Source organism: Rhodohalobacter mucosus (assembly GCF_003150675.1).
Lineage (GTDB): Bacteria > Bacteroidota > Rhodothermia > Balneolales > Balneolaceae > Rhodohalobacter > Rhodohalobacter mucosus.
In genome coordinates this window covers 178,286-193,528 of sequence record NZ_QGGB01000005.1, presented here as the reverse complement: position 1 = coordinate 193,528, position 15,243 = coordinate 178,286, and the positions used below count along the sequence as shown (strand labels likewise).

Genomic DNA, 15,243 nt, shown 5'->3' with positions numbered 1-15,243 from the left:
CATCAAAAATCACCTGGTATGAAACACACCCTCAATTCTATTCAGAAACAATGGATCGAAGAGAATGAGACGGATTTTTCCGATCTGAAGGCACTTTTTTTGAACTGCACCCTGAAAAAGTCCCCGGAAGTGTCGAATACCGCCGGACTGATGTCACTTTCACAGCAGATTATGAAAGCCTGCGGGGTTGCTGCAAAAATGATCCGGCCTGTGGACTACGACATAGCATCCGGAGTTTATCCGGATATGACGGAGCATGGCTGGGACAAGGATGAATGGCCCGACCTCCAGAAAGAGATCCTGGATGCCAATATCCTGGTGATTGGTACGCCCATCTGGCTCGGTGAAAAATCATCCGTGGCAAACATGGTGATTGAACGGTTATACAGCTTTTCGGGCAAACAGAATAAAAAAGGGCAGTATATCTACTACGGGCGTGCGGGTGGATGTATCATAACCGGTAATGAGGATGGGGTTAAGCACTGCTCCATGAGCATCCTTTACGGTTTACAGCATATCGGGTACACTATCCCACCCCAGGCGGATGCGGGCTGGATTGGTGAAGTGGGTCCGGGTCCCTCCTACCTGGATGAAAATTCGGGGGGTCCGGAGAATGATTTCACAAACCGGAATACCACCTTTATGACCTGGAACCTGATGCATACTGCAAGAATGCTGAAGGATAGCGGCGGCCTGCCGGCTCATGGGAACCAGCGATCACTCTGGCCCTGACAAAAAATTGAGGCACCCCGGTTTCAGACCCTGAAATAGTAGACGCTGAAGTATTTGTCCGGGTCACTCCACATCGCTTCGAGCCTGTACCCCTCTCCAAAAAGTGCTTCTACCTCATCAGGACTATACTTGTATGAATTTTCGGTATGAATGGATTCTCCTTCCATAAAAGATACGGTAACGCCTGATAGTTCTACCTCGTGATCGGCCCGGCAAACCAGGTGCATCTCTATCCGGCCTTCCTCTTCATTGTAAAACGCTTTATGGCGAAACAGGCGAGGGTCAAAAGCCGCATCCAGCTTATCATTCAGGTGATTCAGTATATTCAGGTTGAATTCTGCAGTTACACCCTTTTCATCGTTGTAAGCACGCTCCAGTATCTCTTTCGGCTTTTTGCGGTCCACGCCGATCAGTATTCCTCCGCCGGGCAGCATAAGCGGCCTGTGCTGTTTCAGAAAACCCGACGCCCTGTCGGGGCGGAAATTCCCGATGGTTGAGCCCGGAAAGAAAATGATGGTCCGCTCTCCATTCAGATCACCGGGTAAACTGAAGGGTTCCGTATAGTCGGCGGGAACGGGTATAACATTTAAATTTTTGTACTCAGACCGGATCTGATCGGCACTTTTCATAAGAAATGCTTCCGATATGTCAACCGGATAATAGACGTGCAGATCTTTCAGGTGATCCAGGAGCATCCGCGTCTTCAGGCTGCTTCCGCTGCCGAATTCAACCAGATCTATTCCTTTTCCGATTGTACGGGAGATATCACTCATGTTTGATGTTAAAATCGATATCTCGGTACGGGTTGGATAATACTCAGGCAAACTGCATATCTGCTCGAACAGCTCCGATCCCCTTTCATCATAAAAATATTTGCTGGGCAGACTTTTCTGCGGTCGCTGCAAGCCTTTGAGGATCTCCTCCGCGGCAATCCCGCTTGCAGTTTCAGATTCATTCATCGGCACACGGATTTGTATAATTTCATGTCATCTCTCGTGAATCCTTATCAGCTTTCATGCAAATCTTTTGCAAGCCGGATTCCTGAAAACTGCCATCGTGCATTGGCGTGAAAAAAGTTGCGGTAACTGCGGCGAATATGGGATTCGGGTGTGGCACAGGAGCCCCCGCGAAGCACGTATTGATTGACCATAAATTTTCCGTTGTACTCTCCCAGAGCGCCCGGAAAAGGCTTGTAACCGGGATAGGCAGAGTAGGCACTTTGAGTCCACTGCCAGGCATCACCGAACATCTGGATCAGATCATCGCCGGCTGTTACTCCCTTCGCAATTCCTGCGGGATGTACATTCATGCTTTCAACAAAGTGTCCCTTCAACTCCGCTTTTTTCGATGCAGCTTCCCACTCTTTCTCCGTGGGCAGACGCACTCCGGCCCAGCGTGCATATGCGTCCGCTTCATAATAGCTGATGTGTGTAACCGGTTCATTCAGATCCAGCTTTTCCACTCCGTTGAGCGTATAGTGATGCCACTCGCCGTTACGTTTAATCCAGTACAAAGGTGAGGCCCACTCTTCGCGCTCAACTGCAGAAAAACCTTCATCCAGCCACCACTTCACCTCACCGTACCCGCCGTCGTTCATAAACTCAAGGTACTCACCGTTTGTTACCAGGCGGTTCGATATGCCAAAGGGGTAGAGATAATTTTTATGCTCCGGAAATTCATTGTCATACCCGAATTGGCCTCCGGGATGGCCTACTTCATAGATCCCTTCATCGAATTCAACCCAAGAGAGCGGTCCCGGATCGGCTGCAGCATCACGAGTTCTCTCCAGGAAGATGGGATATAGGGGGTTTTGAGCGAGCAGAAATTTAAGGTCTGTCAGTAGAAGCTCCTGATGCTGCTGTTCGTGGTTGAGCCCTATTTCAACAACCGGCTCCCACTCCCTGAATGACTCCTCATCCAGACCGGCAATGAACTTGTGCATGTTATCGTTGATGAACTCACGGAACTCAAAAACCTGCTTTACCGTAGGACGTGATAAATTTCCGCGCTTGTCCCTGCAGTGAGGGTCGCTGGTCTGCACATAATAGGAATTGAAAATGTAATCGTACTGAGGATGGAGTGATTCATAATCCGGCATCCCTTTTTTCAGAACAAACGCCTCAAAAAACCAGCTTGTATGTGCCAGATGCCATTTCACCGGGCTTGTTTCTTCAACAGCCTGAATTACAAAATCTTCTGTTTCAAGGGTCTCGGTCAGTTTTTCGGTAAATGAACGAATTATGTCGTATCGCTCCAGCAGCCTCTGTTTATTTTCTGAAACGTCTTTCTTTGTGGTACTGAGAACATCACTTTTCATAATATTTACCCTGTATATTTTACCATTTTTCGAGAAAACAATAATTTCCGCAGTATAGTTTTAAATCTCTTTCTTATAATCAATTTTTGATAACAAATTCAGCCTTATCATCCTGAAAGTAACATTAATTGCCTAATGGTTGTAAACGAATTGTATAGAGATGCCTTTTTATGGAACTTACATCTCATCAGGCGGTTCAATACAGATTGAATAAGAAGCACAAAATTTAGGATCTGACAGGAGTTGGCAAAAAAAATCCCCTTTTTAAGAAAACTGAAATACTTTGGGTTCTCTGTAATTGCGACATGTTCAGGTATCCTGTTTCTGATCGTTTTTCTCACCTATACGGGTCTCTTCGGACCGGTGCCAGGCACAGATGAATTGCAGCAGGTCAACCGGCAGCAGCACACGATTTTCTACTCGTCCGACGGAAAACAGATCGGCACTACCCGCAAACAGAACAGTATCCATACAGAGCTTGAGGATGTGAGCCCTGTAATGGTTGACGCACTCCTTTCCATTGAGGATGTTCGTTTTTACGATCACAACGGCATTGACAATCGTGCGCTTGCAAGGGTTCTTGTTAAAACCATTTTACTGGGGCAGGACAGCGGCGGCGGAAGCACGCTAACCCAGCAGCTTGCAAAAAACCTCTACCCGCGTGAGTACAGCCATGGTTTTTTCCTGATTACGGATAAGATCCGTGAAATGATTATTGCAAGCCGTATGGAAGCAATCTTTTCAAAAGAAGAGATCCTGACCCTTTACCTGAACAAGGTATCATTCGGTGAAGACACCTTTGGAATTGAGATGGCGTCAAGAAGATTTTTTAATACGTCTGCCTCTGACCTTACACTCCGGCAGGCAGCGGTGCTGGCCGGATTACTGAAAGCAACCACATCATACAATCCATACAGAAATCCGGAATCATCGAAAGAGCGCAGGGATGTTGTTCTTCGACAGATGGAGAAGTACGGGATGATCAGCACCGAAGAGGCGGAAGCCGCGATAGAACAGCCCCTGGTTACCGACTACACGCGCTACCGGGAGCCGGATGATATCGCCCCCTACTTTCTGGAGATGGCCCGCCGTGAGCTCACGGAGATTCTATCCGCTCATTCAGGCAGTAAAAACTCTTCATATAACGCATCCAGCGATGGCCTGGAGGTCGTAACGACCCTGGATACGCGAATCCAGCAGGCTGCCGACGCTGCCATTTCAGAACGGATGAAGTACCTTCAATCCATTCTGGACCGGGAAACCGGCCGGAGCCCCATATTCGGAATGGACGACCCCGACATTCTGCAGGCATGGAAACAGACCGGGCAGTACCGGGAACTGGTATCACAAGGGCTCACCGATCAGGAAATCGAAGACATACTGCATACGCCTGTTAATACCTCTCTGTTTACCTGGGACGGCTATCGTGATGTCCGGATCTCGCCCTACGAGGAGCTCAAGCACTATCTTACATTTCTGAATGCGGGTTTTGTTGCCCTCCACCCCTATTCAGGACGAGTGATGGCATGGACGGGCGGCATCAATCACCGGCATTTCCCCTACGATCAGGTAACTGCACACAGGCAGCCCGGTTCTGCATTTAAACCGATTCTTTATGCGGCCGCTCTTGAAAACGGGAGAAAGCCCTGCGACTATCAGCGTAACGTTCTGGCACAATATGCCGACTATGACGGCTGGACACCCCGCAACCATGAGGAGGAGTATGGCGGACGCTATTCACTACAGGGCGCTCTCTCGCAGTCGATCAATACCGTAGCGGTACACGTTGCCATGGAAACAGGCGTCGAAAATATTCAACAAACTGCGTCCGCAATGGGTATCCGATCACCCATGCCGGAGGCTCCGTCGATAGCGCTGGGTACGGCCGAGGTGTCGCTGCTGGAACTCACGGCTGCATATACCTCTTTCCTGAATAGCGGTCAACCGTCGAAGCCGGTATTCATTCAGGAGATCCGGAATTCTGACGGAGAACGAATCTATTTTCTGGATGACAGCCTGAACACATCCGCCGAGATTGTGAGTAGGGAGTCGGATATATCGGGTATCACCCCTGAAACCGCGGGCGCAATGGTTCAAATGCTTCAAAAAGCAGTAAATGAAGGCACCGGTGAACCCCTCCGTTCAGAGTTTGGTATCCGTCATGCACTGGCGGGAAAAACAGGCACCACGCAGCAATTTACCGACGGCTGGTTTGTCGGGTTCACGCCCGATCTGGTCTTCGGAACCCGGATAGGCGGCTGGAACAACCGTGTACGGTTCAGGGAATTTCCGGCCTACGCTTCTCAAACCGCACTGCCCGTTGTGGGTGGGTTTTTGAACCGACTTTCGGAGAATCCCGAACTGAATGCGGCAGAAAACCGTTTTCCGTTGAACGTAACCAATACATCCTTTACCCTTTCGTGCCCCGATTTTCAGAACGACAGACTCCGCGATCGCATACTGGATTTTTTTACCGGACGTGACAGCGATGACCCCCGCATTATCGAAGGAGAAGAACAGAATTCTGACAGTACAAAGAAAAAAGGAGGCTTCTTCAGGAGGCTGGGCAGGGCACTCGGCATCCAGTAAAGTGATGACATTAAAGTGCCCACCCAGGCAGCGATTCGGCACTTTCTCACACCGCATACGGCTTCTGAAATAACAGACGGAACAAATCCATCATGCATCAATCACACTTTCTGATTACCGATTTTTCGAACCTGGCTCACCAGAAATGGCAGATAACCAATGATTCGGTGATGGGTGGACGCTCAGACAGCGGGTTCCAGATCAACGCAGAGGGGCATGCGGTATTTCTGGGCAGGGTTTCGCTTGAAAACAATGGCGGGTTTGCTTCCGTCAAAAATCACGAACCCCTGAACCTGACCGGATACCGCAGCATTCGGATAACCCTTAAGGGGGATGGAAAAAGGTACAGCTTTCGCCTGCAGACCGGCACTGCAGGGCAACCGGATCGCTGGAGTTATGAATATCGGTTCGACACCAAAAACGGTGACCGGGAAATCGTTGATTTACCCCTCAATGAGTTTCGTGCTGTGTTCCGGGGCCGGTCCGTTCCTGATGCTCCAGCCTTGAATGCATCCCAGATCATGCGGTATGGTTTCCTGATCAGCGACAAGCAGGAAGGACCTTTCAGGCTTGAGATAGAGAAAATCGAAGCCGTTTAACCTGAGTTCAATACAGAAGTTTGTCGAACTCACTTCATGTAAATCCCGGTCAGGAGCGATTCAGCAGGTTGCCGTCTTCATCCCACTCTGCAATGCGGCTGCGCTCCTCCAGCTTAATGCATTCTTCCAGCGTTTTACGGTCATAGCTCAGTCCATGCTTGCGAAGCACATTGTCAGGCACACCGTCCCAGAATCCCGGCCGGTTGCCGACATACCCCAGGTACTGTATGCCCATCTCGCTGGTGAAAAAGCCGGTTGCGGCCAGATTTCTCATTCGGTTAAAAAACCTGACACCGTACTCCATATCGGATGATGCGGAGTCGGGCCACGCGATGTCGTCAATCACCTCCATTCGCTGATCCTGGCTGCAGTCCAGAAAACCGGATCCGAAGCGGCTTCTGCACTGACTGTTCAGCCACATGAGTCCTCCCCTCGTCGGCACCTGAAAAGGCGGGTAATCTTTCATCATAAACTCGATAAAGTCGGGCACCCCCGCATCCGTTGCGCTTCCTGAGTCTCCATCGGCCGGAATAATGATATCGGACAGAACCGCCACCATCTTCATCTCCTCCTCTGTAAAAAAGGTCTCCGACCTGAGTTTTTCATCCAGGGCCTTTTCTTCAGGGGTACGTCCGTAACCTCCCCCGTTATTCCTTATAATTTCTTCGCTCGTCCTGCGGTCCTCCTCGGTGCAGCCGCCGCTCATAAGAAATCCGGCACCAAACGAACCGGCAAGCAGCAGTTTAAGATGTTGTCTTCTGTCCATCGTTTTCTGATTGATTTAAAAGATTATTTCTTTCGCCATCATTATCCAAAGGCTTCAGAATCAGCTGTCAATTAAAGATTTCCCTTCCGCATCTCATCGGCAATATACTCCGATGTTCTCCAGGAGAGTGCAAGAATGGTCCAGGTTGGATTCTTGTCAGCCTGTGACACAAAAGAGCCTGCATCCACAACAAACAGGTTTTTACAGTCGTGTGCCTGGCCGTAGCTGTTCAAAACCGAACTGCCGGGATTGTCACCCATGCGGGTTGTTCCCACTTCGTGAATAATCCTTCCAGGCGTATGCAGTCCGTAATCACTGTCTTCTCCCGGCTTATCACCCAGAAGCGTCCCGCCCATTGCAGTAAGGATCTCCTCGAATGTATCGTGCATATGCCTGGCCTGCTGCCGTTCATGATCACTCCACGTGTAGTTGAAACGCAGAACCGGAATGCCGTATTTATCGACAGTGCCGGGATCAATCTCACAGTAATTATCATAGCGCGCAATGCACTCTCCCCGGCCTGAAATACCCACCGTTGAGCCCCATAATTTTCGGATATCCCGCATCAGGCCCACACCGTAACCGCCATTGGGCGATGGATTGCCCATTTCATCCCGTACGTACTGCCGCATGGTATCCATCCCGAAACCGGTTCCGTACATCGGCATTCCCATACCTCCCCAATACTCCAGGTGGTAGCCCCTCGGAAAATCGAGTTTACTGTTGTCAAGCCACCAGGGCGTATAGACGTGAAGCCCTCCAACTCCGTCCTCGTTGTACCGCTCACGGTCAATCAGTTCGGGAAGAATCGCCATCCGGTCTGCGCCGGTTGAATCATGAAGGTACCGGCCCACTACACCGCTGCTGTTTGCAAGGCCGTTCGGATGCGCAGGTGATTTAGAGTTCAGCATTATTCGTGCCGTTTCACAAGCCGACGCTCCGAGGGCCACTGCCCTTGCATCAATTCTGTACTCTTTCATATCGCGCTTGTCGATATAGATTACACCGGTGGCCTCGCCGCTGCCGTTCGTGGTAACTTCGCGAACCATCGCCATGGTATAAAGATCCACCTTCCCGCGCTCCATAGCCGGTTGCAGCAGACAGGATCCGGAGGAAAAATCACCATACACATTGCATCCGCGGTTACACTGATTACAGAAAAAGCAGGCGCCCCTGCGATTATTTACGGGACGCGTAAGTATGGACAGCCGCGACGGGATTACCGGAATATCGACCTGCCGGGCACCTTTTTTTACATAAAGTTCGTGAAGCCTTGGCTTGGGTGGCGGCAGAAAAAAACCATCCGGATCATCTTCAAGTCCCTCATTGGTGCCGAACACCCCGATCAGCTTGTCAACACGGTCGTAATAGGGCTTGATATCCTCATAACTGATGGGCCAGTTATCGCCCAGTCCGTCGATCTCTTTTCGCCTGAAATCCTTTGGCCCGAAGCGCAGCGAAATCCGGCCCCAGTGATTGGTGCGGCCTCCCACCATGCGTGACCTGAACCAGTCGAAACCGGTGCCGTTTTTACGGGTATAGGGCTCCCCGTCAATATCCCAGCCTCCCCATGCTGCATCAAAATCTCCAAACGGACGAACGGTACCTGCGCCTCTTCTGGGTGACTCCCACGGCCAGCGGAGCTGTGTGCGATATTCATCCAATGCGGGGTCATAATCCCCACCGGCTTCAACTACGGCTACAGAAAGTCCCTGTTCAGAAAGTATTTTTGCGGCCATACCACCGCCGGCCCCCGAACCGACAACAACTACATCATACCGGTCGCCCTGTGTCTTAATCTCCATTCCAAATGAATTTTAGCTTATTCTTAAAACAATCATTCAGAATGTGTTTTATTTTTCCCACAGATCAAAATGGAAAGCGCCATTTTTTACTATCGGACAGGAGTTTTCAGGCTGTCTCAAATTTATCAGCCACTTGCTCTCCGGCAGGTACGGAATCACATAGCGATTTTGCAGGCCATTGCGGCTGTTACTCCTCGTCGGCGATAACGATCTCGTTGATTTTGTCTCCCTGGCGGATATCGTCAATAATATTGAGCCCCTCCGTCACTTTGCCGAATACCGTATGGTTTCTGTCGAGATGAGCGGTATTTTCGCGATTGTAGCAGATAAAAAATTGAGATCCTCCCGTATTGCGCCCTGCATGAGCCATCGACAGTACACCGCGGTCATGGTATTGCTTCTCTCCGTCGAGTTCACAATCGATGCTGTAGCCCGGTCCTCCGGTGCCGTCCCCTTTGGGGCATCCGCCCTGAATTACAAATTCCGGAATCACACGATGGAATGTTAATCCGTCATAAAATCCATCTTTCGAGAGTTTAATAAAATTTGCCACGGTACCGGGGGCATCGTCATCAAAAAATTCCACCTGCATGTCACCCTTTTCCGTTCGGATTGTTGCTTTGCTCATGGTACGGATCAATCTGTTTTTTACTTTTTAGTTTTATATATCGGTTTCAATCTGAAATCAGGAAGCTGCTTTCTGCCTGAGTAACTCAACAAAATCATCATGATTTATCTGAGCTGAAAGCATGTCAATAACCGCCTGTGACGATATCGAGACTCGCGTGAATGCATGGACCACGGATCCCTCACCGAAAAATTCTGTTTCAGTCATCGCATCGCCCACCGGCATTGACTCCACGGCATTTCTCAGGTTTCTGATAAACGCAGCGCTTTCAAGTGAACCGTTTGCTCCGCCTGCTGTTAGTTCCCTTCTGATCTCTTCCGCATATCTGTCGATTTCAAAACGCAGATTTTTTATAGCTGTCTGTTCAGAAAGTTCACGGGCTTCCTCCCTGTCGGCAGAAACAGCTCGTGCAAAGCCTGTAAAAGAAGCTGAGTCCGATTTCGAGGTGGTGAGAGCACTGTACCATGACGGTTGATTTGTCCCCGCCGTTTCTTCAACAGATGCATCGCCTTCATCTCTTCCCTGATCAGTGGTTGCACATGATGAAAGTGTGAGCAGCAGAATCCCCGACATTAGGATAGAAAAACGTCTCATGAATAAAATTTTATTTGAATTTAGAACAACTGATAATAACCGTCAGTACCCTGACCGGTTCGTATTTTGAATGTCAAAGATCGATGGTTTTTTAATGAATCGGTAATCTCTTTTTCAACTTCATCCAGGGTATGAACCCGATTCCCGTTGATTTCCGTAATTTCACCTCCTTCCCTGAGTCCTCTGTTCCATGCTTCTGAACCTCTTTGAACACGGTGCAAATAGAGGTTGAAACGATCCGGATCTTCAGGTGTGGCAAGTGCGCGAATGCTGAATCCAAGTTCACGGAAGCTTTGCTGTTCAATGCCGCTGTTCTCATCTCCTGGAATTTCTTCCCACATCTCGGGCTCAGGCCCCAGTTGTTCTTCATCAAAGTTGTTTTCGGGTATTGTCTGCGTCTCCTGCACAATAGGCTGCATCTCTTCAAGCACAACATCCGTTTCCAGCTCTTCCCGGTCTCGCCAGATGGTTAATGTAACCTGATCATCGGGACGGAACATGGCCACTTTTTCCTGCAGCTGATTGGATTCACTCACCGCCACACCGTTCACTTTAAGAATGATATCGGATGATTGTACACCGGCCTTTGCAGCCGCACCGTCCTCCACCGTATCTATGATAAGAACGCCCGAAATTTCATTGAGCCCCGCTCTCCGGGCTGTACTTGCCGTAACCGATTCAATGGTGACACCCAAAAGTCCTCTTTTCACCTCACCGAATTCAATGATATCGCGCGCGATTTTGAGGGCCAGGTTGCTGGGAACTGCAAAACCGTATCCCTGATAGCTTCCCGTCTGAGTGGCTATGGCGGTATTGATACCAATCAGTTCACCGCTGGTGTTCACCAGGGCACCCCCGCTGTTGCCGCGGTTAATGGCCGCATCCGTCTGAATAAAGCTTTCGATTCGCCTCAGGTCATCTATGATTTGCACTTCACGGCTCAGGGCACTTACAATTCCTGCCGTTACCGTAGACCTGAGCCTGAACGGATTGCCAATAGCCAGAACCCATTCGCCCACTTCCAGACGATCTGAGTTTCCAATCACTGCATTCTGAAGGTTTTCAGCATCAATTTTAAGCACGGCCAGGTCCGTACTGGGGTCTCGTCCCACCACCCTTGCATCAAAAGTACGCTTATCATCCAGCGTAACATTAATTCCATCCCGTACCGCACTTTCAATAACATGATTGTTTGTGAGAATATATCCGTCGGCCGTGATAATTACACCGGAGCCAACCGTACGGGTTCGCGGAAGATACCGGTCCCAAAAATTTCCACCATCTTCCTCCTCTCCGGGACTCATTTCTCTTCGATCGCGCGCATTGATCAGTGTTTCGATATAAACAACCGACGGGGTTACGGTTTTAGCAATCGTTTTGAAAACAAACCGGTCATCAATCTTTTCCAGCTCATCATCCGTCCATATTGGAGATTCACTTCTGTTTACCTCCGTCACCTTCACTTCAGCAAGGTCGAAGGAAAAGGTACCCTGTCTGAAAAACATCAGGATCATACCCAAAAGCACTCCGATGAGCACCAGCAGGATTCCGGAAAGTATTTTATCGCGAATCTTCATGTTAGTTTTTTAGTATCTGCTCAAAAATGGCATCCGATTTTCTGGGCCGGGTGCCCTCGAAATGGTACCGAAAGTATCTGTCTAAATACTCAATGAGCTCACTTAGTTCACTTTGTGACAATTTTAATGTAAAAATACCTGAATTCATAGAATGCAGCGATTCCCGCACAAAGGCAAACTGCAGGGGTGTAAGCCGTATCGACTCACTTCCCTCTGCGATTTCAGAAATCGTTCCGCTTTCAATGTTCATATACCCTGATCCGGATTCTGTTCCCGAATCATTTGAAATTGTAGTATCCGGCTGAAGCCCGACCCCCGCCGCATCGGCCAGCCTGATTTGCAGATAGGGAAACATGATCCTTGATACATGCTCACGATCGTTGATCCAGGAGAGCATCTTCACAAGCAGCTGAAAAAGGTCTTCATTCGGTTCATGGCTGTGTATGATCTGAGATGTAAGTTCAAGTGCAGTAACGGAAAGCGCCATCTTCTCAAGGTCGGTCCTAAGATTATCAAGCTTGAGGAGGTATGAAACGTCCGAGAGTGTCTGAACCTCCCGCGTTTCCTTCATAAAAATAACCGCTTCGAGGATCTGACCCGGCACAAAAAAAGCAGCCAGTTTACTTTTTGGACGCCTTGCTCCCTTTGCAATAACCGCAACTTTACCATGCTTTCGGGTAAAAAGTGTCACGATCAGGCTCGACTCCTGAAAGTCGACAGACCTTAAAACAATGGCTTCGGTTTTCGTGATCATGGATCATGGTTTAGGCTTCAGGCTTTCCCGAAGTCTCGGGACTGCGAACTGCACGCAGCAGGCTTCAGGCTTCAGGCTTCAGCGGTCAGAATGGAAAATAAATCAGAGATCTACAACCGCTCCCGTCCCGAAAGCTTTCGGGATCGGGACCAATCGCTGATATTCCGTCTCACGTTTGACCTCTGACGTCTTCCTTTTGCCTTTTGCCTTTTCACTAAAAAAAACAAAACTAATCATGTATCCAGCCGCGGTCTTCCAAAAACTGCACCATGGCAGGCAGAAAAGTAAGGGCGGAAAGAAGGGTCATACCGATACCGATTGTAGCCATAATTCCTATCGATTGCAGACCGGGATGACTTGTAAACAACAATCCCGCAAAACCCATCATTGTGGTAAACGAACCGATACTGATATGCTGCCCCGTACTTGAAAGTACGTTCCACATGCTTTTTCGTCCCTCGTCACGGTATCTGTGTGCAAGGTGTACCCCGTTATCGCAGCCAATTCCCAAAATGGCGGGAAGCACAACCAGATTATAAAAATTGAATTTCAGGCCGAACAGCAGCTGTATCCCGAAAAGCCAGAGAAGCCCGACGATCAGAGGAATCAGGGCAATCATTGTCCACCTGATATGCCCGAACGATATCCAGATAAACAGAAACACAATGATGAACGTAGCCGTAACCATATACGGACTTTCGGTGCGCATCAGATCAAGCATGGTGGCTGCTACAATGGATGTACTGGCCGCGTGATACTCACGGCCGTTATCCAGAACAACTTCACCCACCTCCTCTTTGAAGGCTATCGATTTAAGTCCGTCCGACAAACCCGATTTGGGATATATAATGACAAAGCGGCCGATCTCCCCTTCGCGGGTCATAAACCGGTTTTTCAGATAGTCAGGTATCCGGTTTTCATCCAGCGGTTCTTTTGTCTGTGAACCTCTTCTGAGTATATCCAGATTTTCGTCCTGCTGATCCCGGATAAAGTCGTTTTGAAGCAACTCCCTGATTTCTGCTATGTATCCCAGTTTTTCCTGAGCCATCTCGTTGTTTGGCGGAAATCGTTCCTGAAGTGCCTCCACCTCATCAATCATTGTGTCAGGATTTTCATTTTTTATCTCGCGGATCTCCTCCAGCAGCCGAAAAACATCCTGATCATTCTCAGCAATGATATATGCAGGATTGCTGCGGGTACTCTCATCCACTCCGCTTGAAAACTCTTTGAATTGCTCATATTCGGGAAATGTAGGCTCAAGATTCGAGAAGTTATATTCAAACCTGAGGTTGGTCGAAAAGAACAGTACAACCGCCGACACCAGAACCCCTGCCGTTACCACCGTACGGGCATACGGGTAGCGTTTGATTAATGCCCTGGACTCGTAGTCCTCTGATTTTGGATTCAGAAGAATCCAGTTCCATCGTTCAAAAATCACCAGTAGTGCAGGCAGTATAAAAAGCATGCAGGATACCGCAAAAAGGATCCCGATGCCCGAAATAAACCCGAATTCGGAGAATCCCCTGAAGTCTGCAAACATGAGCACAAACAGTGCCGATGCCGTAGTAAGCGCTGAAACGATGATTGCGGATCCGGTTTTCTCATAGGCTGCGATCACGCTGTCTTCTATCGTCACACCGTCCGATCTGTACTCAATGTAGCGCGCGTAATAGTGAATACCGTAGTCGATGCCAAGCCCGAACAGGATCACAAAAAGTACGGAGGTCATTGTATTCAAAAGGCCAAGGTAGAAATAGGTGATTCCGAATGTCCACATCAGGCTAATCAGAAGCGGGATGCCAATTACAAGTACAGGCACCGGCATTCTTAAAACGTGTCCCAGGAAAGAGTGCTTTCTGTATTTCTCATCTGCCTGCTGATAATTGAGATATTTTTTGATGAAAAAGTAGAGCATAACCAGCAGTATAACGCCCGATATTCCAAGGCCGAAGCTGTTGAAAACATCATTCATTATTGACTGGAACTCATTCAGATGCCGTTTAAGCCTTCCGCCGTACTGAACCTCCATCTCCGGGTGGTAGGATTCAGGGTCCAGCCGTTCAACCAATGACTCATAGCTGCTGAATAGGTCTTCCAGGTAGCGGATATCGCTTTTTGAACCGGCCGGGTAGAGGTCGAAAACGACTAGCGTGCTGTCATCATTTACAGGGTATTCCGAGGGGATAAATTCATCGTAACTTTCCCGGAAGTCATCTATCTCCGGCTCATCGCTATCCCCCTCTTCTTCAAAATCATCAAAAAAGTCTACCAGGAAGGGATTGGCTTCCTCGCGAGCCGTTTCAATTTCGTTCTCCAGATACCGTTCGATCTCCTGAAGTTCCTCGATTGTAGCCAGGTAGAGTGCGTTATCTTTCAAAACATCTGTTTCCCGCCTGAGATCAGCCCGGTTAAAAAAAGGATTGCCCGTTCTTGAATACTCCATATTCAGGCTTTCCTGCACCAACCTTTCAGCAAACCGGATATTGGCCTCAAAATCGGGTGACTTGATTGCAACCTGCATCGGTGTTTCACCGCCTGCAGTCTGTTCCAGCTCCCGGAGTGCCTGCACATTCTCATTCGATTCGGGAAGCAGGTTTGCAATGTCCGTATCTACAGTTAAACGGGAAGCAAAAATAGCCGCAACAGCTGCCAGAATAATAGAAAAAGTAACAACCAGGTAGGGGTGGCTCACATTGTACCGAACAATTGGCCTGAAAAACCGGATTAGTTTGTGCATTAAGACGTTGACTGTGCTTTTAAAAACCTCTGAAAATAAGATTTTTCGCTGAAAGATTCGGATGCATGCATTGAAAGAACCAACATTTTTACATTGAAGAATGTTTATGTGTCTCTCAACGGCAGAGTGGGTGTAATCGTGCCGC

12 protein-coding genes are annotated in these 15,243 nt (G+C 48.9%); 3 read left to right on the top strand and 9 right to left on the bottom strand.

Annotated elements, in window-relative coordinates; all coding sequences use genetic code 11:
* Nucleotides 1-18: 18 nt before the first annotated feature.
* Nucleotides 19-732, top strand: coding sequence for a flavodoxin family protein (locus DDZ15_RS06395; protein WP_109646248.1), 714 nt, complete (start codon nucleotides 19-21; stop codon nucleotides 730-732).
* A gap of 23 nt (nucleotides 733-755) precedes the next feature.
* Here the strand turns inward: DDZ15_RS06395 and egtD are convergent, their stop codons facing one another.
* Together egtD and egtB are read right to left on the bottom strand one after the other, a co-directional pair.
* Nucleotides 756-1,691, bottom strand: a complete 936-nt coding sequence (gene egtD, locus DDZ15_RS06390; RefSeq protein ID WP_109646247.1) for an L-histidine N(alpha)-methyltransferase — start codon at nucleotides 1,689-1,691, stop codon at nucleotides 756-758.
* A 47-nt stretch (nucleotides 1,692-1,738) separates the two neighbouring features.
* Nucleotides 1,739-3,049 carry an ergothioneine biosynthesis protein EgtB gene (egtB, locus tag DDZ15_RS06385; RefSeq protein ID WP_109646246.1) on the bottom strand — a complete coding sequence of 437 codons (1,311 nt, stop codon included), beginning with the start codon at nucleotides 3,047-3,049 and terminating at the stop codon, nucleotides 1,739-1,741.
* A gap of 243 nt (nucleotides 3,050-3,292) precedes the next feature.
* On the opposite strand from egtB, the gene DDZ15_RS06380 reads away from it, so the two are divergent.
* Entirely contained in the window at nucleotides 3,293-5,638 is a 2,346-nt protein-coding gene (locus tag DDZ15_RS06380) for a transglycosylase domain-containing protein (RefSeq protein ID WP_109646245.1), read from the top strand.
* 92 nt (nucleotides 5,639-5,730) lie between these two features.
* The gene (locus DDZ15_RS06375) at nucleotides 5,731-6,237 is read left to right on the top strand and encodes a CIA30 family protein (protein ID WP_109646244.1); all 507 of its coding nucleotides are present in this window, start codon (nucleotides 5,731-5,733) and stop codon (nucleotides 6,235-6,237) included.
* Between the two features lie 49 nt (nucleotides 6,238-6,286).
* Here the strand turns inward: DDZ15_RS06375 and DDZ15_RS06370 are convergent, their stop codons facing one another.
* From DDZ15_RS06370 to DDZ15_RS06340, 7 genes are all read right to left on the bottom strand, one after another.
* Nucleotides 6,287-7,003, bottom strand: coding sequence for a gluconate 2-dehydrogenase subunit 3 family protein (locus DDZ15_RS06370; protein ID WP_109646243.1), 717 nt, complete (start codon nucleotides 7,001-7,003; stop codon nucleotides 6,287-6,289).
* A gap of 71 nt (nucleotides 7,004-7,074) precedes the next feature.
* Entirely contained in the window at nucleotides 7,075-8,808 is a 1,734-nt protein-coding gene (locus DDZ15_RS06365) for a GMC oxidoreductase (protein WP_109646242.1), read from the bottom strand.
* A 187-nt stretch (nucleotides 8,809-8,995) separates the two neighbouring features.
* Nucleotides 8,996-9,436 (bottom strand): peptidylprolyl isomerase, encoded by a 441-nt coding sequence (locus tag DDZ15_RS06360; RefSeq protein WP_109646241.1) that lies wholly within the window; start codon nucleotides 9,434-9,436, stop codon nucleotides 8,996-8,998.
* A gap of 57 nt (nucleotides 9,437-9,493) precedes the next feature.
* Nucleotides 9,494-10,030 carry a hypothetical protein gene (locus DDZ15_RS06355; RefSeq protein WP_146198529.1) on the bottom strand — a complete coding sequence of 179 codons (537 nt, stop codon included), beginning with the start codon at nucleotides 10,028-10,030 and terminating at the stop codon, nucleotides 9,494-9,496.
* A 20-nt stretch (nucleotides 10,031-10,050) separates the two neighbouring features.
* Nucleotides 10,051-11,607, bottom strand: a complete 1,557-nt coding sequence (locus DDZ15_RS06350; protein WP_109646239.1) for a trypsin-like peptidase domain-containing protein — start codon at nucleotides 11,605-11,607, stop codon at nucleotides 10,051-10,053.
* Between the two features lies 1 nt (nucleotide 11,608).
* Entirely contained in the window at nucleotides 11,609-12,361 is a 753-nt protein-coding gene (gene recO / locus DDZ15_RS06345) for a DNA repair protein RecO (RefSeq protein WP_109646238.1), read from the bottom strand.
* A 229-nt stretch (nucleotides 12,362-12,590) separates the two neighbouring features.
* Entirely contained in the window at nucleotides 12,591-15,098 is a 2,508-nt protein-coding gene (locus DDZ15_RS06340) for an efflux RND transporter permease subunit (protein WP_109646237.1), read from the bottom strand.
* Nucleotides 15,099-15,243: the final 145 nt, after the last annotated feature.